We start from the raw sequence: 20,890 nt of genomic DNA, 5'->3' as shown, positions 1-20,890 counted from the left end.
CGCGATACGCGTGCAGTGGTATGTATATCTCCAAGTTTCTTCCCGAAGAATACATTTATATAAGATTGCCAGACAAGGTGACTATGCTTACCAATAATGGTTACATCTCGACGATGGTGATGGCGAAAAGTCTTTCATGGCGTTGTGTTAACTTGGAATCTACGCCTGCGTGAAGCAAAGCCCTAGCCAAATTGACTAGAAATCCCCTGGTGAAACCTACACTATAGACCAACTATCTTGCATCGCGAAACTGACAGAATATGACATATCTACACTACACCGCTCTGTTTCTTTAGTTCGGATGAATTCGTAATGGGTGACATCGACGTCCGTTTTTATCTTTCTGTTCTTCTGCGGAGATTGCCGTTAATTCTGTTATGCGTGGCGGTGACTACAGCTATCGCTCTCGTTGTCGCTGTCCTTCTGCCGCGCAGCTATCAGTCAGCAGCCAGAATCCTGGTCGAGGCACCGCAGATTCCGGCTAATCTCGTGCGGTCCACCGTGCCGATAAGCTCGCTTGGCCAGTTCCAGATAATTCAGCAGCAACTGACGACGCGGGACAATCTCGTCATGCTCGCCGCCAAGCTCGACATTTATGCCGACGAGAAGGAAAAACCCCCGGTCGAGTACCTCGTCAAGGATTTGCGATCCCGCATTATCTTCGAGCAGACCGCGCTCACCAGTGTGGATGGCGCATCGGTTTTCACCATTGGATTCGAGGCGGGCACGCCAGCCCTGGCGGCGCGTGTCGCCAATGAACTTGCGACATCGATTCTGAGCAGCAATCAGAAGCAGAGAACCGATAGGGCGGGCAACACGCTGGAGTTCTTTAACGACGAGGTAAAACGTCTCGATGGCGACCTCAGTCGTATTGAAGCGGATTTGTTGAAATTCAAGAACGAGAACAGGGATACTTTGCCAGAGAGTCTCGCGTTTCGCCGTGCCCAGCAAAGCACACTACAGGAACGACTGATATCGCTTGAACGCGAAGAATCCGACCTCCGCACCAGGCGCAGTCTTTTGGTAGAGACCTATATGGTGACCGGGAAATATCCAACGGGCGAACCTCTTACCGCAGAACAGCAGATGCTTCTCGATCTCAACAAGGCCCTTGCCGATCAACTAACGGTCTTCGCGGAATCAAGCCCCAATATAGTCGCGTTGCGGGCGCGCATAGCAGCCCTGCGCGGGAAGACCGTTCCCGCAAAGCAGGAGGGTGTTGATACGAGAGCTCAGTCCGGTCTTGATCTCCAACTGTCGGACGTGGACAGGCGAATAGATGCGATCGAAAAGGAGCGGGTGCAGATAGCCGAGAAGATTGCTTCTCTTACGCAATCGATAACCGCCACGCCGGCTACTGATATTCGCCTGAACGCCCTTGAACGAACGCGGGAAAACACGCAAACGCAATACAACACGGCAATTGCCAAGCGCGCGGAGGCCTCGGTCGGCCAGCAAATTGAAGCGCGTTCTGACGGAGGGCGATTCTCGCTACTGGAGGAAGCCACCGAACCGCAACAGCCGATGCGGTCGCGACGTCGCCTTGTCGTCCTTGGTGGCGTCCTCGCTGGTCTTGGGTTGAGTTTCGCAATCATCGTACTGCTCGAGCTACTGAACAAGACGATCCGTCGGCCGTCCGAATTGGTTCAAATGCTCCAGACCCAGCCATTGGCGGTGATCCCTTTCATCGCCACCCCTAATGAAACGCGAATGCCACCATTTAAGAGGAAGCTTAACAGCGTCGCGCGCGCATTCAGCTACCGGTGATGTTGTGCCCGGGAGGAGGGCGTCCTTCGCAACCTGGTAGCAGGAAAGTGAACCCCAAGTAGCGTCAGCCTCTGACGCGGTGATTGAGGATTTTTAATGGAATATGCTGGTAGAGCGTCGCATAGCAGAGGGATGGCCGAGATGGACGATCGCAGTCCGGTGCTGCCGGAACCACTGGAGATTGTCAGAGGAACCTGGGAGGGGCTACCTCCCCTGGTTATCGACCACGATTCGGCGGTTAACAATCGCGTTATCACTTTAGGCCGTTCATCCGCGGCTCACGTTGCCTTTGACATGATGCGCACCAAACTGCTCCATCTGCTCAGGGAGAACAATTGGACTTCGGTCGCAATAACGTCTCCTACCCCAGCATGCGGGAAAACGTGCATCGCGCTCAACCTTGCATTCAGTCTGGCCAATCAAAAGGATTGTCGAACTGTCCTGATCGATCTCGATCTGCGGCGCCCGCAGATTGGCAAGTCCCTTGCAGTCAAGAATCCGGGCTCTCTCGAGAGCTTCCTGAAGGGCGATGCGAGCTTGCGCGAAACGTTCTTCCGTCACGGAGCCAATCTGGCGATTGCAGCAAACCGGCAGCCGGTGCAGTTCTCTGCGGAACTCCTTCAAAGTGCGGCGGCGGCTCAATCGTTGCAGGACATGCGTCAGGAGATAAATCCGGACGTTATCCTCTATGATTTGCCTCCAATGCTGTCGACCGACGATGTGCTTGCGTTTCTGCCGAATGTGGACGGGGTTATTCTTGTTGCCGCCTCCGGCCAAAGCACAGTACGTGAAGTGGATATCTGCGAGCAGACCCTGCGCGAGAAGACGAACGTGCTGGGCGTTGTCCTGAACAAGAGCCAGTACAATCCGGAACAATACGGCTACTAAAGGACGTGGCCATCCAGACATTCCTGTCCAAATCAGTTTGACCCCTTCTCCAGGGGGATCTCGCGCTCGCGTCCAATATTCTCGAAGTGATTGCAAGGCGGTTCGGCAAGACCATTTGCTGCGAACTCGTCAAGCCTTGCGGCGATTTCGGCAAGTCCGCGCCCTTCAGCATAGTGCATCAGACCACCGCGCCAGCGCGGAAAGCCATATCCGTGGATTTCCACAAGGTCGATATCCTCAGCCCTTAGCGCCACCTTCTCGTTGAGGATCTTTGTCGCCTCATTGACCATCGGCAGGACGATGCAGTCGATGATACTGGCTTCATCCCACTCTCGCTGCGGCGTTTCTCGTGCTTCCCCGGCAATGATGTCGGCGACGATATCCGAGTGTCTGGGCGTGCGATCGCCCTTGGCGTAGTCGTACCAGCCACCACCGCTTTTCTGGCCAAAGCGTTCCAATGCGCAAAGCCGTTCCGCGATTGGAGCGAAGGGGGTCTCGCCACGGGCACGCGCCGCCTTGCGTTGGAAAGCGGCAATGTCGAGGCCGCCGAGGTCCTGGGCCTCGAATGGGCCCATGGGCAGCCCGAAGCTGCGCATCGCTGCATCGACCGCCTGTGGTGTCGCGCCCGCCAGCAACAGACGTTCGGCCTGGGCGCGCGTAACTTTCAGGATCCGGTTGCCTATAAAGCCATCGCAGATGCCGGCGCGCACAGGGATCTTGTTCAGCATCCTCGCAAGTGCAAAGCCCGTTGCAAGGGTCGCGGGCGCGGTATGAGCGGTCGGTACGATTTCAAGCAGCTTCATGACATGTGCGGGACTGAAGAAGTGCAACCCGAGGAAGCGCTCCGGGTGCCTGATGCCTGCCGCGATCTGCTCGGGATTAAGGTAGGACGTATTCGTGGCAAGCACCGCATCGGCGCGGCAAACCGTCGAAAGCCTGCTGAAGACCTCGCGCTTCACGTCGAGATCCTCAAACACTGCTTCGATGACCAGGTCGGTTGCAGAAAGCTGGCTGTAGTCGGTCGTTCCTGTTACGCCGGCCAGGCGCTCGGCCGCAACGTCTGGACTGATCTTGCCGCGCTTGAGCGAGCCTTCGAAGATCGAACGCAGGTTAGAAAGGCCGCGCTCGACCGCAGCCTCGTCGCGTTCCACAAGCGTTACGGGCAGACCCGCATCGCGAAGGGCGGCCGCAATACCTGCGCCCATCGTGCCGCCGCCGATAACAGCGGCAGAACGGATCTTTCGGGGCTCGACCCCTGCAAGCTCAGGCGGCCTCGGTGCTGCCCGCTCAGTGAAGAAAACGTGGCGCAAGGCTGCAGCCTGGGGTGAGCCGCGCAATTCGAGAAATGTCTGCCGCTCGAAGGCCATCGCGGTTTCGAAATCGGCCTCCGCCGCCTTCCTCACGCAGGCGAGCGCACGAAGCGGCGCGTCCTCACGCCTGGCGCGGGTGGCGACCGCCTTTGAGGTCGTTTCCCAGAACGTCGCGTCGACGGCTGGTACACCCCGCTGGCGGAGTGGAAGTGGCAGGGACTGATCGATGGCAGAACGCGCAAAGTCGATCGCCCCCTTTTCCAGATCACCCTCGACAACAGCATCGATCAGCCCTTGAGACCGCGCCTTCTGCGCTGCCACGGGCGTACCCGTTGTGACCATCTCGGTGGCAAGCGCCGGTCCGATCAGCCGTGGCAGGCGCACGGTACCCCCGGCACCCGGAACAATGCCGAGGCGGACTTCGGGCAACCCGACGCTTGCCGACGGCACGGCTATGCGAAAGCGGCAGCCGAGCGCCACTTCGAAGCCGCCACCGAGCGCGCTGCCATGAATTGCGGCAACCCACGGCTTGGCTGCCGTCTCGATACGAGCGACGAGGTCGGGAAGGTGAGGGGGCATCGGCGGCTTGCCGAATTCGTTGACATCGGCGCCGGCAATGAACGTCCGTCCGTCGCAGATCAGCACCACTGCGCGCACCGAAGGATCGGCGTCCAGCGTCTCGGCCGCATTCCACAGGTCCTGCCGCACTGCCTGCGACAAGGCGTTCACGGGCGGGTTGTCGATGGTGACGATGGCGATGTCGCCGTTTCGTTCGATGGTCACGGTCATAATGTCAAATTCCCAGATAGGCTTCGCGAATTCGTTCGTCGGCAATCAGGTCCTTAGCTGGTCCCGACATTGTAATACGGCCGGTCTCCATCACATAGCCGCGGTCGGCAATCGACAGTGCGCCAAAGGCGTTCTGTTCGACGAGGAGCACAGTGACGTTGAGCGCACGCAGGCCTTTCACCACCTCGAAGATCTGGGCGACGAGGATCGGCGCCAGTCCCATGCTTGGCTCGTCGAGCAGAAGACAGGAGGGGCGCGCCATCAGGGCACGCGCAATCGCAAGCATCTGCTGCTGACCGCCGGACAGGCCCCCGGCCGCCAGATTGCGTTTTTCGCGCAGCACCGGGAACATGACGAATGCTTCCTCCATGTCCCGTTCGACCTTGTCGTCGGAGAAAAGGAAGGCGCCGAGACGCAGATTTTCCTCGACGGAGAGGTTCGTGAAGATCTGCCGTCCCTCAGGCGATTGCGCGAGGCCGCGCGCCGGGCGGCGATAGGCTGGAACACTGTTCAGGCTCTCGCCGCGAAACACAATGGAACCTGATGACACCGGCTGTATGCCGGAAAGGCAACGCAGAAGCGTCGTCTTGCCAGCGCCGTTCGCCCCCACCACGGTGACGATTTCGCCGGAGCCGACCTCAAGATCAATGCCGTGCAGAACCTCGATGCGGCCATAGCGGGAGCGCAATCCTTCAACCGTCAACATCAGCCGCCTCCACCGCTTGCGCGCCAAGATAGGCTTCGATGACCCGCGGGTTGCGGGCGACCGCTGCCGGTTCTCCTTCTGCGATCTTCTCGCCGTGATCGAGCACCACGATATGGTTCGAAATGCGCATCACCATCTTCATGTCATGCTCCACAAGCAGGATGGAGACGCCCTCTGCCGCGACCTCGGCGATCAGGTGATCGATCTCCTCCGTTTCCACGGCATTGCAGCCGGCTGCCGGCTCGTCGAGAAGCAGCACGCGTGGTTGCAAGGCAAGCGCGCGGGCGATCTCCAGCCGTTTCAGCGCGCCGTAGGACAAGGAGCCCGCGGTTCTCTCGGCTGCCTGGGCAAGGCCAACACGCTTAAGCAGTTCGCGGGCTCCGGCTTCCGAGGCCTGGCTTCTCAGGCGCGAGCCCGGGAGACCCAGGAGATCGGCGAGAATGGATCCCCGTTCGTGCAGGTGATGACCGACGGTGACATTCTCCAGCACCGTCATTGTCTGGAATATCTGCAGGTTCTGGAACGTGCGGGAGAGACCGCGTTCGGCGAGCAGATGCGGCCCGAGGCCGGTGACATCCTCCCCTGCGAGCAGGATTCGCCCGCGGCCGGGCAGGTAGACGCCCGAAATCATGTTGAAGAGGGTCGTCTTGCCGGCGCCGTTCGGTCCGATCACCGAGACGATTTCGCCGGCCTTCAGGGAAAAGCTCACATCATTGACGGCGCGCAGGCCGCCAAAGTCGATCCCGAGGCCTTCGACTTGAAGCAGGCTCATTCTCCCCTCCCTCTGATCAGGCGCGCAAGGCTCGGAAGCAGGCCGTCGCGCATGAAGATCATCACGAGCATCATGATGAGGCCGAGCACGAGCTGCTCATATTCCTGAAAGACGGTCAGGACCTGAGGCAGCGTCGTCAGGATGGCGGCCCCGAGGATCGCGCCGACGACAGAACCCGCACCACCGAGAACCGCCATGGTGACGAGCTCGATCGAATGCATGTAGCCGGCAACATCCGGGGTGATGAACTTGTTCTGCAGCGCCAGCAGGGAACCGGCGACCGACGCGTAGACGGCGGAGATCACGAAGGCCCTCAGCTTGTATTTCGCGACATCGACGCCGACGGTGCGGGCAGCGACCTCCGAGCCATGAAGGGCGCGCAGCGCACGCCCGGTCGGGCTGTGAAAGAGGTTGAGTGCGAGCCAGGCGCCGATCAGCATGATGAGACCTGTAAAGGCATACCAGAAGACCGGGTTCGACATGTCGAGACCGAGTGACTTCAGGAGCGGCCGCAATCCGAGGTCGGCAACGGCAATGCCGTCAGGACCACCGGTCAATCCCGCTTCATTGGCAAGCACCATGGCAACCAGCGCTCCAAGCCCGAGACTGGCGACGGCCAGGTAGTATCCCTTCAGCCGCAGGATAGGCCGTCCGACCAGCCAGGCGACAAGCGCGGAGAGCACGGCGCCAAGGATGACGGCGAGGGCTGGATGCAGGCCGATGTGGAGAGGCGCAAGCGCACAGCTGTAGCCGCCGATCCCGACGAAGCCGGCATGGCCGAGGCTGATCTGGCCTGCATATCCGGTGAGGATGACAAGACCCGTCACCGCAAGTCCGTTGACGAAGATCAGCGAGCCGACGCGGAAATAGTAGGAGGAGGGAAACAGGAAGGGCAGGGCGACGACGACGAGCGTCAGCACAAGCAGCGTGGTGGTTTTCGAGGAGAGCTTCATCGTCATACCCGATCCGTGACTTTGCGGCCGAAGATGCCCTGCGGCATGGCGAAGAGGACGGCAAGGATCACGATGAAGGCAGCCGCGTCCTTGTATTGTGAGCTTATGTAGCCGGCGGTCATTGCCTCGAGGACACCGAGAAGCAGGCCGCCCACGAGTGCTCCCTTGGGGTTGCCCATCCCGCCCAGCATGGCGGCGGCAAAGCCCTTGAGCGCCAGCGAGATGCCGACATCATAGCTGGTCAGCGTGATCGGCGTGACGAGCACACCTGCCAAGGCGCCGATCGCGGCCGAAAGCGCGAAGCTCAGCGTCATGATGTAGCGCGTGTTGATGCCGACCAGTTGCGCGGCAATGCGGTTATTGGCTGTCGCCAGCACCGCGCGGCCGGTGAGCGTCTTGGTGAAGAACAGCCAGAGGCCAATGAAGACCATGAGCGCGCCGGCGACGACCCACAGGCTCTGCGGCAGGATCGTCGCGCCGCCGATTGCGATCGGCGTATCACCCGAAAAGGCGGGGAAGCGATGCAATTGCTTGTCGAAGGCGATCTGCGTCAGGCCGCGGATGAAGATCGAGGCGCCAATCGTGATGATGATCAGGGACACCACGGGGGCACCGCGCGCGGGCTCGATGGCGAGCTTGTTGAGCGCGACCCCGATCGCCGCCGTCACGAGAATGGCAAGGATTGCCGCCAGCGGCAGTGGAATGCCCGCCTGATAGGAAAAGACGGTGATCATGCCGCCGAGCATGACGAATTCGCCCTGGGCGAAGTTCACGACATCGGATGCGTTGTAGATGATGGTGAAGCCGAGGGCCACCAGCGCGTAGACCGCACCGACCGTCACCCCGGACAGCAGAAATTGCATGAACTCGGCCATTGGCTGCCTCCCTTTGCACCGCGCCTGATCGGGAGCGCCACGCGCTCCCGAAAGCACGGCTCAGCACTTAGTCGACGATCTTCCAGCTACCGTCACGGATCTCCAGCATGCGGAAGGCCGTGAGATCGAGGCCGAGGTGATCGTCAGCCGTCATGGTGACGGTTCCGGTGGTTCCGACGAGGCCCTTCGTCTGCTCAATGGCTTCGCGAATGGCTGCGGGATCGGCTTTGCCCGCACGGTTGATTGCGTCGACGAGGATGCGCAGCGCGTCATGCGCGTAGCCACCGAAGGTCGATACCGGCTTGCCCGTCGCTGTTTCGAAGCTCTTCTTGTAGGCGGCAACGACCGCGCGCTGCGGATCGTTTTCTGGCAGGAGGTCGGCCACCAGCAGGGCAGTACCCGGCAGGCGAATGCCTTCGGCCGCACTTGCGCCAGCCAGATCGATGAAGCCGTTGGAGGCGACACCATGCGACTGATAGAGCGGCAGACCGACGGCGAGCTGTGCGTAGTTGCGGGTGACGATTGCCGGACCCTGGCCGAAGCCCGGGTTGAGGATTGCCTGCACGCCTGACGTGTTCTTGATGTTGGTGAGCTGCGGGGTCATGTCCGCATCGCTCGGCCCATAGGTTTCGTCTGCAACCACTTCAATGCCATAGTCGCCAACGATGGCCAGGCACTGCTTGTGCATGGAGGCGCCGAAGCCGTCGGAGCCGGAGATCATGCCGATCTTCGTGAAGCCCTTCTTCTTCATGTCGTCGAAGATCTTTGCGCAGGCCATGCGATCGGTATGCGGCGTCTTGAAGGTGTAGGGTTTTACCGGGTCGACGATTTCGATGGCGCCAGCAAGCGAGATGAATGGGATCTCGGCATCTTCGGCAACCGGGATGATCGCCATCGAGGTGCCGGTGGTGGTGCCGCCAATGACCGCGGTGACTTCGTCGTCCTCGACCAGACGCGTTGCGAAGGTGCGTGCCTTGTTCGGATCGCCGCCATCGTCGTAGATGACGAGCTCGAGCTTCTCACCGAGAACGCCGCCTGCCGCATTGATCTCATCGACCAGGAGCTTCAGCGTCTTGGCTTCAGGGTCGCCAAGGAACGAGGCGGGTCCTGTTTCCGAGACAGTCGCTCCGATGCGGATGTCGGCAAGGGCTTCGCCGGCAAAGCCAAGCCCGAGCGCAAGCGAACCCGCGAGCGCGGTGGTCATCGCAAATTTCATGTCAGTCTCCTCCCAAGAGAACAAAGGTTAGGTCAAAGTCGTCACGCCGCCTTCGGACGGCGCCACATGACGGTTCGGAAGCGGTTGGCCACGAAGGCCGCGTCTGTCAGGCTGGCATTGCCGGCCGGGTTGGCGCCGGTGACGTGGAAATCACTGAACGCAGCACTCTGATTGACGAAGATGCCGCCGGTCAGATTGATCGAGAGATTGACGCCGGCCCTGGCGAAGGCGTCGACAGCAGCGTCGATGCGGCTGCTGTCGGTGTCATAAAGTGCAGCGGTGATCGCACCCTTGCGACGGGCGAGGCTTGTCGCCTTTTCAATGCCCTCGCCAACATCCGCAACAGCGACGATGAAGGTGATCGGACCGAAGCGCTCTTCCTCATGCGCATCCGTCTTGTCGGCATCGACGGCAAGGACGAGGGGCGTTGCCGTGCGTGCATCGCCTGTCGTGACCGGGGCAGAGTCGCGAATGAGCGTTCCGAGGCTGCGGGCGGTCTCGATGCGCGATAGAGTAGCCGGGTTGGCAATCGCGCCACAGACTCCCGCGGCGCGTGCCGGATCGCCAAGAAGGTCGTCGATGGCAGCGGCAATTGCCTTTGCCACGTCGTCGAAGCTCTTGTGGCCCTCATCGGTCTTAATGCCGCTCCTTGGAACGAAGATGTTCTGGGGGGCGGTGCACATCTGGCCGCTGTAGAGCGAGAGAGAAAAGGCGATGTTGGCACACATGCCGGCAAAGTCGTCGGTGCCGGCAACGACTATCGAATTGACACCAGCCTCTTCGGTGTAGACCTGAGCGTCTCCGGCATGCTTGCGCACCCAATCGCCGAAGCTGTTCGAGCCGGTGTAGTCGATAAGCTGCACCGCATTGTTCTCAACGAGATCGCGGGTGATTTCGGCGCCCGGCGCATCGGCTGCCAGCAGTGCGATATTGGCGTCAAATCCCTCTTCGGCAAGCACCTGGCGAATGACCGAAACCGTGATCGCCAATGGCAGGATTGCGCCCGGATGCGGCTTGACGATGACGGTGTTGCCGGTCGCGAGGCTGGCAAACAGGCCTGGATAGCTGTTCCAGGTCGGAAATGTCTGGCAGCCAATCACCAGCGAGATCCCACGCGGCAGGATACGCCAGTGTTTTTCCAGAACGATCGGCTCGGCCTTGCCCTGCGGTTTGGTCCAGATGGCCTGAGCCGGCGTGCGGGTCATCTCCGCGAAGGCATAAGCAACGGCTTCGAGGCCGCGGTCTTGTGCATGCGGTCCGCCAGCCTGGAATGCCATGGCAAAGGCCTGTCCCGTCGTGTGCATGACGGCATTGGCGATTTCGAAGCTGATGCGATTGAGGCGGGCCAGAACTTCGAGGCAGATGCCGACGCGGGTCTTTGCCGCCGCATCCGCCCATGCGGGTGCCGCAGCCTGTGAGGCGGCGATCAGCGTGTCTGCATCTGCAGCCGGATAGGTGATGGCGAGCGTCGGGCCAAATGGCGAGACTTCCGCGCCGACATTCGTCGTCTCGGGATGGCCAGGCAAGTCGAAAGGCTTGCCGAGCCTGATCTTGTAGGATGCCAGGCCATCGTCCTTGGCTGTTTCGCCATAGATCTTGCCGCTTGGGATTTCAGGATAGGCCGACCAATAACCGCGTTCCTGCGCAGCCTTCAGGGCTGCGGCAAGGGTTGGCTGGTGGCGGTCGAAAAGGGCATCCATTCACATGTTCCTCTCATGCTGTGGATTTATAATTGACCGGCCGGTCGGTTTATGCAAGAGTTTTTTCATGAACCGCCCGATCCTGGCGGAACTGGAGGAAACATGTCCGAATCCGACACCGTCCAATCGGCATTTGCCGATGGCGTCCTTACGTTGACGCTCAACCGTCCAGACAAGCTCAACGCCTTCAATGAAGAAATGCACCTGGCGCTCAGGGCAGGCTTCGAACGTGCGCATCAGGATGCATCCGTTCGGGCTGTGCTTCTGACCGGCGCCGGTCGCGGCTTCTGCGCGGGGCAGGACCTCGGCGACCGCGATCCGCGCAAGGGTGGGGCGGCCCCGGACCTCGGACGCACGATCGAGCTTTTCTACAACCCGCTGATCCGGCTGATCAGGACACTGGAAAAGCCCGTCATCTGTGCCGTCAACGGCGTTGCCGCGGGTGCGGGCGCCAATATCGCGCTTGCATGCGATATCACTCTGGCGGCGCGCTCGGCGCGGTTCATTCAGGCCTTTGCCAAGATCGGCCTCGTACCCGATTCCGGCGGCACCTGGAGCCTGCCGCGGCTGCTTGGCGAAGCGCGCGCCAAGGCGCTGGCACTGACCGCCGAGCCGCTCGACGCGGAAACGGCGGCAAGCTGGGGGCTGATCTGGAAGACGGTCGACGATGCGGCACTCCTCGATGAAGCCAGGACCCTTGCCACCAAACTTGCTGCCGGACCGACAAAGGGTCTCGGCATGACCAAGCGCGCGATCCAGGCAGCGGCGACCAATTCGCTCGACGAGCAGCTTGAGCTTGAACGCGATCTGCAGCGCGAAGCTGGACGCAGTGCCGACTATGCCGAGGGCGTTGCCGCCTTCCTGGAAAAGCGCAAGCCGGAGTTCAAGGGACAATGACCGACAGGATCATTCTCATGGCCCAGGAGCTTGCGAACGCCTGCGCAGACGCCATGTGGCGCGACGACAATGCCTCCCGTCATCTTGGCATGGCGATGGAACGTGTGGCGCCCGGCATGGCGGTCATTTCGATGGTCATCAAGCCGGAGATGACCAACGGCCATGGGACCTGCCACGGCGGATACATCTTCGCGCTGGCCGATTCCGCCTTTGCCTTTGCCTGCAACACCTACAATCAGCGGGCCGTCGCGCAGCATTGCTCGGTTACCTACATCGCACCGGCCTTTGCCGGCGACCGCTTGACGGCAACCGCGCGGGAGGTTTCCCGGCGCGGACGTGGCGGCATCTACGATATCAACGTGACCAATCAGAACGGCGAGCACATTGCCGAGTTCCGTGGCCATTCGCGCACCGTCAAGGGCACCCTTTTGCCGGAAGAGGCGTAAAGCCGCCGGTCATTCATCTCGGAGGAGAGACAGACATGGAAGACCTTTCACCCCGCCCCGGCGACCTCGAAGCGATAGAAACAGCATCGCGTGACGAGATTGCAGCACTTCAGCTTGACCGGATGAAATGGTCACTGAGCCATGCCTATGAGAATTCGCCCTTCTACCGTGCGCGTTTCGACGAAGCGGGCGTCCATCCCTCGGATCTGAAGTCGCTGGCCGATCTCGCAAAGTTCCCCTTCACGACCAAGAAGGATCTTCGCGATACCTATCCCTTTGGCATGTTTGCCGTGCCGCGCGAGAAGCTGACGCGCATCCACGGATCTTCGGGCACCACAGGCAAGCCGACGGTCGTCGGCTATACGCAGAAGGACATCGACGTCTGGGCAGATATGGTGGCGCGCTCGATCCGTGCTGCCGGTGGCCGGCCTGGAGACATGGTCCACGTCGCCTACGGCTACGGTCTCTTCACGGGTGGCCTTGGCGCCCACTACGGCGCCGAACGGCTTGGCTGTACCGTCGTGCCGATGTCGGGCGGCATGACAGAACGTCAGGTCACGTTGATACAGGATTTCCGGCCGCGCATCATCATGGTGACGCCATCCTATATGCTTTCGATCCTCGACGAGTTCCACAGACAGGGCATCGACCCGCGCGAGAGCTCGCTGGCGGTCGGCATCTTCGGCGCCGAGCCCTGGACGAACGCGATGCGTCAGGAAATCGAGCAGTCGTTCGACATGCATGCGGTCGATATCTATGGCCTCTCCGAAGTCATGGGCCCCGGCGTTGCCAGTGAGTGCGTCGAGACCAAGGACGGGCTGCACATCTGGGAAGACCATTTCTATCCTGAAATCATCGACCCGGCGACGGGCGAGGTTCTTCCCGATGGTGAAATGGGCGAGCTCGTCTTCACGACGCTGACCAAGGAAGGCCTGCCGATCATCCGTTACCGCACGCGCGACCTGACGCGGCTGCTGCCGGGTACGGCCCGCTCCATGCGGCGTATCGAAAAGATCACCGGCCGCTCCGACGACATGATGATCCTTCGCGGTGTCAACGTCTTCCCGACCCAGATCGAGGAGCAGATTCTGAAGTGTCAGGGGCTTGCTCCGCACTTCCAGATCGAGCTCAGCCGCGCCGGTCGCATGGACCAGATGACGGTTCATGTCGAGTGCACGCCTGAGGCTGCGGACGAAATTGCACGCGCCTCCTCGGCAAAATCCCTTGCCCACTACATCAAGAGCGTCGTTGGTGTTACCACGAAGATCGAGATTCGCGACCCGGGTGGAGTCGCACGATCCGAGGGCAAGGCAAAGCGGGTCGTCGACAACAGGCCAAAGGAATAAGGCCACTGCTTCCCGGCGTGATGATCATTCCGGGAAGCTGAAAATCAGGAGCCTTCGGCTCATCGCGTGGGGGCGCGGAGGAAGAACAGGAACGCAGGGATAATATGGCACGAACGCGCGCGATCGATTTTGAAGAGAAACAACGCAGCCTCTTGAGCAGCGCCGCTGCCGTCTTTGCGGAAATGGGAATGGAGAAAGCCTCCATGGCCCACATTGCCTCGCGCAGCAACGTCTCCAAAGCCCTCCTCTATCACTATTACCCGAGCAAGGACGCGTTGATTTTCGACATCATTCGCAACCATCTCGAGGAACTGGAAGCTGCCGTTGCCGCCGCAGACGAGCCCAGTGTGACGCCTCAGGAGCGACTTCGGCTGCTGGTGCGGCAAGTCCTGGAGAATTATCGCGATGCGGACAACGAGCACAAGGTGCAGCTGAACGGCACGAGTGCGCTGTCGCAGGAACAGCTGGACGAGTTGCGCGCCATCGAGCGTCGGATCGTCAAGCGCTTCTCCAATACCATCATCGAGATCAACCCGGACCTCAATGCCAGCAAGCCCTTGCTGATGCCAGTGACCATGTCGCTCTTCGGCATGATGAACTGGGTCTACATGTGGTTTCGCCCAGGCGGCCAGGTCAGCCGTGACGAGTATGCCGATATCGCCACGACCCTGATCCTCGAGGGCGTCAAGGCGGTACGCTAAGGGCCCGCGACGTTTCGCTAATTGCGCTTCAGTCGCGCATAAGGCCTCTTAAGATGATCATGACCCGCGGGCTGAGCCTGAAGCTTGATCATTTCGGTTTCGGAGCCATGAGATTGCCGAACTCCATCGGGAAGGGGAACAGGATCGTTGAGCTCTTCTCGCTTGCGATGACGTTCAAGGTGTTCAGATAGCGCAGCTGCATGGCCTCTGGCTGCCTGGCGAGGACTTGGGCCGCTTCGAGGAGCTTTGCAGCCGCCTGCTGTTCACCCTCGGCATTGATGACTTTTGCGCGTCGCTCGCGTTCGGCCTCCGCCTGGCGGGCAATCGCGCGGATCATCGACTCGTTGATGTCGACATGCTTGATCTCGACAGTGGCGACCTTGATGCCCCAGGCATCCGTCTGAGCGTCAAGGATTTCCTGAATGTCCAGGTTGAGCCGGTCACGTTCCGCCAGCATCTCGTCCAGGTCATGCTTGCCGAGGACCGAGCGCAATGTCGTCTGGGCAAGCTGGCTGGTCGCCATCATGAAGTCCTCGACCTGTATCGTCGACTTTCCGGGATCAATGACCCTGAAATAGATCACCGCGCTGACGCGGACCGAGACATTGTCATGAGAAATGACGTCCTGGCTCGGCACATCGAGTACCCGCGTGCGCAAGTCGACCCGGATCATTTGCTGGACGTAGGGGATCAGGAGTATCAGGCCGGGTCCCTTGACGCCTGTGAAGCGGCCAAGCGTGAAAACGACGCCGCGTTCGTATTCCCGCAGGATCTTGATCGCGGATGCAATGATCACGAGCAAGATAAGGATCGCGACAAGATAAAAGGCAAGATCTGCAAACATAGCCATGACGTTCTCCTGCTCTCTTCAAGCCGCTAACTCTTGTCGAGGCGTCTCTCGACCTCGAGCGTCAGACCGTTGCGGGCGATTACCTCGATAGCGTCCCCGGCGGCGAGCGCCTCGGTGGAAATTGCCTTCCAGCGCTCGCCATGCGCGATGACGTAGCCTTTAGGCCCGGCCCAACTCTCGACCTGGCCCGAAATACCGATCATCTGCTCAGCGCCCGTTGCGACCTCGCGCCTCCGCGAGGCAAATGCCAGGCGTGCAACGAGAAGGCTGAAAACGAGGCTGGCAAGAGCGATTGCGCCAAGTACCGGGCGCGAAACCTGAAGACCCGGCATATCCGTATCAAACAGAATGGTTGCGCCGAGGATCATGGCTACCCCGCCGCCGATGCCCAGAGCGCCGAAGCTTGGCGAGTGCATCTCGGCCACCGTCAATCCGACGCCGAGGATAATGAGCCCGATGCCGGCAAAACTCACCGGAAGCAATGCCAGGGCATAGAGACCAAGAAGGAGTGAGATGCCGCCGATTGTTCCTGGGAGCATCGTCCCGGGCGCAAGAAACTCGAAGATGAGGCCATAGATACCAACCATCATCAGGATGATTGCGATGTTTGGATCGGTGATCACCGAAAGCAGGCGTGTTCGCCAGTCCGGTTCGAATTCCTGCACCGCCAGACCGGCGGTATCAATTCGCATGTCTGTCTGACCGACCCGCACCACGCGCGCCTGTGCCTGCGCAAGGAGATCGTTGACATCCACCGCCGTGAAATCAATGACATGTTCGCGCACGGCTGCGGTCGATGAAAGGCTCGCGCCTTCCCGCACGGCCCGCTCTGCCCAGTCGGCGTTACGATTGCGCAATTCCGCAAGCCCGCGAATATACGCCACCGCGTCGTTGATGATCTTCTTTTCGCTGGCACTGGCTGGAGGCTCGGCTTGCTTGTTATCTTGCTTGTCCGGTTCGTTCCCGGGTTTTGCATCGCCGCCAAAAGGGTTCACCCCGAGCGCGATCGGTGTGGCTGCTCCGAGGTTCGTGCCTGGCGCCATCGCGGCAATGTGGCTTGCATAGAGAATATAGGTACCGGCGCTGGCAGCCCTTGCGCCGCTCGGTGCGACGAAGCCGGCGACTGGGACGGGCGAGGCAAGGATGGCGCGAATGATGTCCCGCATGGACGTGTCGAGGCCACCGGGCGTGTCCATCTCAAGGATAATCAGGCTGGCATGTCCGCCGGCACGCTGAAGGCCCCGTATGACATAATCTGCCGTTGCAGGTCCGATGGCGCCGTTCACCTTGAGGACGACCGCAGCGCGATTGGATTGCGCCGACGCCGACAGCGTGTAGATGCCTGGAGCTAAGAGCAGCAAGAACAACGAGATCAGGATTGGCGGCACCCACCGCCAACGCTTCAAGCTCAGCGCTACCACTTGCGGAACGCTCATGATTTTCCAGTATATCCCAGAAATCACAAAGAGCCAGAAATCACAAAGAGAAAGAAAAGCGTCGCAGTCCGGGGCGAACAGCTTGAATGTCTTTGAGGGTATCGAGGATCGTTTTGCTCAAGGCGGTCGCGAGGCTGGAGGTGCGATCGAGCAATCCGGATCAAAAGCAGGTAATGCGCTGGCGGCGAAACTTAGTGCAGCTGGCGACCAGTTTGCGGCGTCGATAGCCGGCAGAATTCTCGAGGCGATTGATCGCTGCCGAAGAACAACGGCATCGGAAACGGCAGCGGGAAGACCGGTCGGACGATGCCGCCTGAGGCACTCTTTCCCAGAGGCGTTGGTGCAGGTGGATATTGATAATCAGGTCTTGTGAGAAAAAAGGCCCGACTCCCGGTCCGCGCCTTTCTCTGTTTCAAGCCGCTTCGAGAACCGAAACGACGATGGTTTTGCCGAGCGCCTGCATCGCATCCTGCAGCTGTCCAAGCTTGGAATGATGGTCAGGATCCAAGATCCGTCTGGCTTCATTTTCGGTCTTGCCGAGGCGGCGGGCCAGTTCTCGCTTCGAGATATTCGCCTCGTTGGAGGCTTGTATCACTGCGAGCTTGATCGCATCCTCGGCTTGTACCACACGCGATCCCCGGATCTCAGGGACCTCGATTTTCAAGGGTATCCGGATGCGCAAAAACGTCCCGATCGGGGTGATTCTTATGCCTTCGGACACACGCTTCCCGATCGGTAAGGATTGGTTGGTCTAACGGAAATCTTCCTGTACGGTAAGCCACCTCAGGAGATGCTCGGTGTTCAGGTCCGCACGCGATTTCGGCGCCGCCATCCGGAAAAATCGGAAGGCGCTTGGCTGGACACAGACCGAGCTTGCCGCCCGGTCCGGCACCGGCGAGCGCTTCATCGTCGAGCTCGAATCCGGCAAGCCAAGCTGCCAGCTTGAAAAGTCCTTGATCGTGGCGCGCACTGTCGGCATCGAGATCGGCGATCTCAGGACGGCCCAAGCCGCCCCGGCCTCGCCTGACGATGACCTGGACTTCCTGCCGACCTTCGGTGACGGTCGATGACGACGATCTTCTACGAAGCCCTCCCCGTCGCCCACCTGACCTTCGATGGCGAGTGGCGACTGGACTATGACCCGAGCTGGGAAGCGCGCCGCTCGGCCTTCCCAGTGTCGCTGACCATGTCGCTCCGTGCAGGCCCAGTCGGTGCTGAACGGCTCCTGCCCTGGCTTGCAAATCTGCTCCCGGAAACGCACCTCGCCGAAATCGGCCGGCGGCTGAAGGTCTCGCCCCAGGACATCGTTGGTCTGCTCGGCCACATCGGGCGGGACACGGCGGGTGCATTGTCGATTGGTGCGCCCCGTAAGCCGGGCATTCATCTGCAGCCCGTGCCGGATGCGACGGCACTGGAGCGTATCCTGGGCGAGCTTCCGGCAAAACCCTTCCTGGTTGGAGAACGTGGCGTCTCCATGTCTCTTGCGGGCGTGCAAGAGAAGCTACCGGTCTTCGTGGATGAGGGTGGCGCCATCTCCATTCCGATCGATGGGACACCCTCAACCCATATTCTGAAGCCGGGTTCAAAACGGCTTGCGGGCAGTGTCGAGAACGAAGCCTTCTGCCTTACCCTCGCGCGCGCCTGTGGACTGGGGGCCGCCGAAGCAACGATCGGTGTCGCGGGTAACCGGCGCTATCTGCTCGTGAAGCGCCATGACCGCTTCACCGATCCGCAAGGCGAGACTCGTCGACTGCATCAGGAAGATCTTTGCCAGCTAACGGGCAACTTCCCATCGCAGAAATATGAGCGCTCCTCCACCGGACGCGGCGTGACCCTGAAAATGATGTTCGACACCGCCAGCGATCTGGTTTCGCCTGCCGAGCGCCTGACGCTGCTCGATGCAGTTATATTCAACGTGCTGATTTGCAATTCGGATTCCCATGCCAAGAACTATTCCATCCTGATCGGTGCTGGCGGGTCAGCGAAGATGGCGCCGCTCTATGACCTGATGTGCGCGGCTGTGTACCGTCAGGTTGACCAAAGTTTGCCGCAGGGGATCGCCGGCCGGTTCAACGCTCCGGACCTACGGCGAGCGGATTGGCAGGCCCTGGCAGACGAGGTTGGATTAAGCGGTGCATCGACGTTGAGGCGCGTTGTGGAACTTGCCGAGCGTGTCAGCGCCGCGTGCGACGACGTAGCGCCGCAAGTCGAGGCTCTCGCTGGCGATCCGGTGATAGTCCTCGAGAAGATTATCAATTCCGTCCGAAAGCGGTGTCGGCGAATACAGGTCCAATGTCGCGGATAGCCAGAAAAGCACGCAGGGCGGAAATTATTTCCGCTTCTCTTGCAAATATTGCGCTCACGCAACTGCGGATCCTCTATTTCAGCGATCGAACGATGGCAGCGGCTCGTCGATCCAGAGCTTCCATCAAGCCTGCACCGACGCCGGCGCGATCGCCAAGGCGGCGAATATCGATGCCGATGTCCTGGCCGAGAAGATATTCAAGGCAGTTCAGAGCAATGCTTACGGCCAGTTCGAGAGGCACTCTTTCCCAGAGGCGGTGGTGGCGGCGGATATTGATAATTAGGCCTTGTGAGAAAAAAAGGCTCGGCTCCCGGTCCGCGCCCAGATCACCCCGGCAGCGCAGCCCAAATGAGAACACCTATCGCGCCTATTGCCAGTCGTCGATGGTCAGCCAACTCCTTGCCCCGATATCAGGTCAGCGTTGTAACTTTGGGAACATGCCTTGGCTCAATCGCCGAATTTCAGACGTTCCAGGATCAGTGGGTCATATTCGGGTGCCTGGATCCGTCGACGGTCCGCCTCCGGCTCGCTGAGTGGTTCGGCCGGTTGAAGCTTGTCTCTGGCCTCAAGGGCGAGACGCTGATAAACGCCTGTGCCCTGGCGCTTCCAAGCGATTTCCTTTTCACTGAGCTCGCGGATGACCCTGGCCGGCGAGCCGACCGCCAGGCTGTTTGCCGGGATGTCAGCCCCCGCCTTGACGAAGGCCATGGCGGCAACGATCGAATTTTCGCCGATGACAGCCTCGTCCATGACGACCGCATTCATTCCCACCATGGCGTTGCGACCGATCCGGCAGCCGTGCAGCACGGCGCCGTGCCCGATGTGGCCTTCCTCGCCGATCACCACCTCGACATTGGGGAAACTGTGTACGACGCAGGTCTCCTGAACGTTCGAACCGCGTTCCATGACAATGCGCCCGAAATCCCCGCGCAGCACGGCGCAAGGCCCGACATAGCAGGCTGGTCCGATGATGACGTCGCCGATCACCACCGCGGCCGGATGGACGAAGGCCGCCGGATGGATCACCGGCACGACGCCATCGTAGGAATAGACCATAGCCATCTGATCAGTCGCTTGTCTTACGGCGTCGACTCATAAACTCTGGCACCATATTCTTGTTGCGACGAGCTTTACAGCGGCGAGGTAGTTTTCCGGGCGCTTGTCATATCGGGTTGCGATGCCTCGGAACTGCTTGATCCTGTTGAAGAACCGTTCCACGAGATTACGTTGCCGATAGACCCAGCGCGAAAATACGAAAGAGCCCTTGCGATTACTCTTCGGCGGGATGTTGGCCCAGGCCTTTCTCTCGGCGGCCTTTGCCCGTATGGCATTCGTGTCATAACCCTTGTCGGCCAGCAGGATGTCCCCCTCGCCAAGCTCATCCGTCAGCGCGTCGGCTTCGGCACAATCGGCGATCTGTCCACCAGTCAGACGCAGATTGACCGGGCGACCTTCGGCATCGACGAGCGCATGGATTTTGCTCGTAAGGCCGCCGCGGGAACGTCCCATGCCACCATCGTCTCCATCCCTTTTTTTCCCGTGGCCGCGTGCTGGTGAACGCGGACACAGGTCGAGTCGATCATGACGATGTCGCCATCGTAGGCCTTGGACACCGCTTCAAGAAGCCGATCCCATACCCCGGCTTTGCGCCAGCGGACGAAGCGGTTGTAACAGGTCGTCGGCGGGCCATAGCGTTCCGGAACTTCCGCCCAAGGCGAGCCCGTTCGAAACCGCCAGAGGATGCCATTCAGTACCCGCCGATCATCAACGCGGGCAACGCCGCGTGGCTTGTTGGGTAACAACGGCGATATAATCGACCATTCGTGGTCAGTCAGTTCGTAGCGACGACGTGTCATCAAATGCTTCCCTATTTCGAAGCCTTGAATCACGCCGGTCGATAAATGCCAAGAAATTTTATGAGTTTACGCTGTAG

20 protein-coding genes and 2 pseudogenes are annotated in these 20,890 nt (G+C 60.4%); 10 read left to right on the top strand and 12 right to left on the bottom strand.

Annotation, left to right across the window (positions count from 1 at the left end; translation table 11 throughout):
- Positions 1–312: 312 nt before the first annotated feature.
- Complete coding sequence (locus AS026_RS00800; protein WP_062368351.1) at positions 313–1,767, top strand: GumC family protein; 1,455 nt, start codon at positions 313–315, stop codon at positions 1,765–1,767.
- 141 nt (positions 1,768–1,908) lie between these two features.
- The gene (locus AS026_RS00795; RefSeq protein ID WP_062368467.1) at positions 1,909–2,655 is read left to right on the top strand and encodes a CpsD/CapB family tyrosine-protein kinase; all 747 of its coding nucleotides are present in this window, start codon (positions 1,909–1,911) and stop codon (positions 2,653–2,655) included.
- A 32-nt stretch (positions 2,656–2,687) separates the two neighbouring features.
- Here AS026_RS00795 and AS026_RS00790 read toward each other — a convergent pair whose 3' ends face one another.
- The 7 genes from AS026_RS00790 to paaN form a co-directional block, all read right to left on the bottom strand.
- Entirely contained in the window at positions 2,688–4,754 is a 2,067-nt protein-coding gene (locus AS026_RS00790) for a 3-hydroxyacyl-CoA dehydrogenase NAD-binding domain-containing protein (RefSeq protein ID WP_062368350.1), read from the bottom strand.
- Between the two features lie 4 nt (positions 4,755–4,758).
- Positions 4,759–5,460, bottom strand: coding sequence for an ABC transporter ATP-binding protein (locus tag AS026_RS00785; RefSeq protein WP_062368349.1), 702 nt, complete (start codon positions 5,458–5,460; stop codon positions 4,759–4,761).
- Positions 5,447–6,232, bottom strand: a complete 786-nt coding sequence (locus AS026_RS00780; protein WP_062368348.1) for an ABC transporter ATP-binding protein — start codon at positions 6,230–6,232, stop codon at positions 5,447–5,449. The genes AS026_RS00785 and AS026_RS00780 overlap by 14 nt, the downstream gene beginning before the upstream one ends.
- Positions 6,229–7,185 (bottom strand): branched-chain amino acid ABC transporter permease, encoded by a 957-nt coding sequence (locus tag AS026_RS00775; protein WP_425349741.1) that lies wholly within the window; start codon positions 7,183–7,185, stop codon positions 6,229–6,231. The genes AS026_RS00780 and AS026_RS00775 overlap by 4 nt, the downstream gene beginning before the upstream one ends.
- A gap of 2 nt (positions 7,186–7,187) precedes the next feature.
- Positions 7,188–8,060, bottom strand: a complete 873-nt coding sequence (locus AS026_RS00770) for a branched-chain amino acid ABC transporter permease (RefSeq protein ID WP_018856760.1) — start codon at positions 8,058–8,060, stop codon at positions 7,188–7,190.
- A 67-nt stretch (positions 8,061–8,127) separates the two neighbouring features.
- Positions 8,128–9,276, bottom strand: a complete 1,149-nt coding sequence (locus tag AS026_RS00765; RefSeq protein WP_062368346.1) for an ABC transporter substrate-binding protein — start codon at positions 9,274–9,276, stop codon at positions 8,128–8,130.
- Between the two features lie 41 nt (positions 9,277–9,317).
- A complete protein-coding gene (gene paaN, locus AS026_RS00760; protein ID WP_062368345.1) occupies positions 9,318–10,976 on the bottom strand; it encodes a phenylacetic acid degradation protein PaaN in 1,659 nt (552 codons plus the stop codon).
- 102 nt (positions 10,977–11,078) lie between these two features.
- Here paaN and paaG point away from each other — a divergent pair, with 102 nt between their 5' ends.
- From paaG to AS026_RS00740, 4 genes are all read left to right on the top strand, one after another.
- Entirely contained in the window at positions 11,079–11,873 is a 795-nt protein-coding gene (gene paaG, locus AS026_RS00755; protein ID WP_062368344.1) for a 2-(1,2-epoxy-1,2-dihydrophenyl)acetyl-CoA isomerase PaaG, read from the top strand.
- The gene (paaI, locus tag AS026_RS00750) at positions 11,870–12,319 is read left to right on the top strand and encodes a hydroxyphenylacetyl-CoA thioesterase PaaI (RefSeq protein ID WP_062368343.1); all 450 of its coding nucleotides are present in this window, start codon (positions 11,870–11,872) and stop codon (positions 12,317–12,319) included. Before paaG ends, paaI begins: the two co-directional genes overlap by 4 nt.
- A gap of 35 nt (positions 12,320–12,354) precedes the next feature.
- Positions 12,355–13,665 carry a phenylacetate--CoA ligase PaaK gene (paaK, locus tag AS026_RS00745; RefSeq protein ID WP_062368342.1) on the top strand — a complete coding sequence of 437 codons (1,311 nt, stop codon included), beginning with the start codon at positions 12,355–12,357 and terminating at the stop codon, positions 13,663–13,665.
- Between the two features lie 104 nt (positions 13,666–13,769).
- Positions 13,770–14,366 carry a TetR/AcrR family transcriptional regulator gene (locus AS026_RS00740; protein WP_025660533.1) on the top strand — a complete coding sequence of 199 codons (597 nt, stop codon included), beginning with the start codon at positions 13,770–13,772 and terminating at the stop codon, positions 14,364–14,366.
- Between the two features lie 88 nt (positions 14,367–14,454).
- Here AS026_RS00740 and AS026_RS00735 read toward each other — a convergent pair whose 3' ends face one another.
- On the bottom strand, positions 14,455–15,216 hold the full coding sequence (locus AS026_RS00735; RefSeq protein ID WP_062368341.1) for a slipin family protein: 762 nt from the start codon (positions 15,214–15,216) through the stop codon (positions 14,455–14,457).
- A gap of 26 nt (positions 15,217–15,242) precedes the next feature.
- Positions 15,243–16,652, bottom strand: a complete 1,410-nt coding sequence (locus tag AS026_RS00730) for an NfeD family protein (RefSeq protein WP_062368340.1) — start codon at positions 16,650–16,652, stop codon at positions 15,243–15,245.
- Here AS026_RS00730 and AS026_RS00725 point away from each other — a divergent pair.
- Positions 16,651–17,025 carry a hypothetical protein gene (locus tag AS026_RS00725; RefSeq protein ID WP_062368339.1) on the top strand — a complete coding sequence of 125 codons (375 nt, stop codon included), beginning with the start codon at positions 16,651–16,653 and terminating at the stop codon, positions 17,023–17,025. The genes AS026_RS00730 and AS026_RS00725 overlap by 2 nt on opposite strands.
- A 39-nt stretch (positions 17,026–17,064) precedes the next feature.
- Here AS026_RS00725 and AS026_RS40925 read toward each other — a convergent pair whose 3' ends face one another.
- Positions 17,065–17,280, bottom strand: a complete 216-nt coding sequence (locus AS026_RS40925) for a hypothetical protein (protein WP_245307280.1) — start codon at positions 17,278–17,280, stop codon at positions 17,065–17,067.
- A 169-nt stretch (positions 17,281–17,449) separates the two neighbouring features.
- On the opposite strand from AS026_RS40925, the gene AS026_RS00715 reads away from it, so the two are divergent.
- The 3 genes and pseudogenes from AS026_RS00715 to AS026_RS42855 all read left to right on the top strand — a co-directional run.
- Entirely contained in the window at positions 17,450–17,722 is a 273-nt protein-coding gene (locus AS026_RS00715) for a helix-turn-helix transcriptional regulator (protein ID WP_062368338.1), read from the top strand.
- On the top strand, positions 17,719–18,957 hold the full coding sequence (locus tag AS026_RS00710) for a type II toxin-antitoxin system HipA family toxin (RefSeq protein WP_062368337.1): 1,239 nt from the start codon (positions 17,719–17,721) through the stop codon (positions 18,955–18,957). Before AS026_RS00715 ends, AS026_RS00710 begins: the two co-directional genes overlap by 4 nt.
- A gap of 58 nt (positions 18,958–19,015) precedes the next feature.
- A pseudogene (locus AS026_RS42855) lies at positions 19,016–19,195 on the top strand (DUF6880 family protein); the annotation flags it as partial.
- A 209-nt stretch (positions 19,196–19,404) separates the two neighbouring features.
- Here the strand turns inward: AS026_RS42855 and AS026_RS00705 are convergent.
- Entirely contained in the window at positions 19,405–20,019 is a 615-nt protein-coding gene (locus AS026_RS00705; protein ID WP_062368336.1) for a transferase hexapeptide repeat family protein, read from the bottom strand.
- A 30-nt stretch (positions 20,020–20,049) separates the two neighbouring features.
- Positions 20,050–20,813: pseudogene (locus AS026_RS38960) on the bottom strand (IS5 family transposase).
- Positions 20,814–20,890: the final 77 nt, after the last annotated feature.

It is taken from the genome of Rhizobium altiplani, assembly GCF_001542405.1.
In the GTDB taxonomy this organism is placed as follows: Bacteria; Pseudomonadota; Alphaproteobacteria; order Rhizobiales; family Rhizobiaceae; genus Rhizobium; species Rhizobium altiplani.
The sequence above is the reverse complement of the archived record's forward strand: the minus strand, read 5'-3'. Positions and strand labels throughout refer to the sequence as shown.

What these genes read in the sequence shown, in the direction of transcription:
- AS026_RS00785 (WP_062368349.1), bottom strand. Translation starts at nt 5,460, where the DNA reads ATGTTGACGGTTGAAGGATTGCGCTCCCGCTATGGCCGCATCGAGGTT.
- paaG (WP_062368344.1), top strand. Translation starts at nt 11,079, where the DNA reads ATGTCCGAATCCGACACCGTCCAATCGGCATTTGCCGATGGCGTCCTT.
- AS026_RS00775 (WP_425349741.1), bottom strand. Translation starts at nt 7,185, where the DNA reads ATGAAGCTCTCCTCGAAAACCACCACGCTGCTTGTGCTGACGCTCGTC.
- AS026_RS00710 (WP_062368337.1), top strand. Translation starts at nt 17,719, where the DNA reads ATGACGACGATCTTCTACGAAGCCCTCCCCGTCGCCCACCTGACCTTC.
- AS026_RS00725 (WP_062368339.1), top strand. Translation starts at nt 16,651, where the DNA reads ATGATTTTCCAGTATATCCCAGAAATCACAAAGAGCCAGAAATCACAA.
- paaI (WP_062368343.1), top strand. Translation starts at nt 11,870, where the DNA reads ATGACCGACAGGATCATTCTCATGGCCCAGGAGCTTGCGAACGCCTGC.
- AS026_RS00730 (WP_062368340.1), bottom strand. Translation starts at nt 16,652, where the DNA reads ATGAGCGTTCCGCAAGTGGTAGCGCTGAGCTTGAAGCGTTGGCGGTGG.
- AS026_RS00780 (WP_062368348.1), bottom strand. Translation starts at nt 6,232, where the DNA reads ATGAGCCTGCTTCAAGTCGAAGGCCTCGGGATCGACTTTGGCGGCCTG.
- AS026_RS00735 (WP_062368341.1), bottom strand. Translation starts at nt 15,216, where the DNA reads ATGGCTATGTTTGCAGATCTTGCCTTTTATCTTGTCGCGATCCTTATC.
- AS026_RS00800 (WP_062368351.1), top strand. Translation starts at nt 313, where the DNA reads ATGGGTGACATCGACGTCCGTTTTTATCTTTCTGTTCTTCTGCGGAGA.
- paaK (WP_062368342.1), top strand. Translation starts at nt 12,355, where the DNA reads ATGGAAGACCTTTCACCCCGCCCCGGCGACCTCGAAGCGATAGAAACA.
- AS026_RS00705 (WP_062368336.1), bottom strand. Translation starts at nt 20,019, where the DNA reads ATGGCTATGGTCTATTCCTACGATGGCGTCGTGCCGGTGATCCATCCG.
- AS026_RS00765 (WP_062368346.1), bottom strand. Translation starts at nt 9,276, where the DNA reads ATGAAATTTGCGATGACCACCGCGCTCGCGGGTTCGCTTGCGCTCGGG.
- paaN (WP_062368345.1), bottom strand. Translation starts at nt 10,976, where the DNA reads ATGGATGCCCTTTTCGACCGCCACCAGCCAACCCTTGCCGCAGCCCTG.
- AS026_RS00770 (WP_018856760.1), bottom strand. Translation starts at nt 8,060, where the DNA reads ATGGCCGAGTTCATGCAATTTCTGCTGTCCGGGGTGACGGTCGGTGCG.
- AS026_RS00740 (WP_025660533.1), top strand. Translation starts at nt 13,770, where the DNA reads ATGGCACGAACGCGCGCGATCGATTTTGAAGAGAAACAACGCAGCCTC.
- AS026_RS00790 (WP_062368350.1), bottom strand. Translation starts at nt 4,754, where the DNA reads ATGACCGTGACCATCGAACGAAACGGCGACATCGCCATCGTCACCATC.
- AS026_RS00795 (WP_062368467.1), top strand. Translation starts at nt 1,909, where the DNA reads ATGGACGATCGCAGTCCGGTGCTGCCGGAACCACTGGAGATTGTCAGA.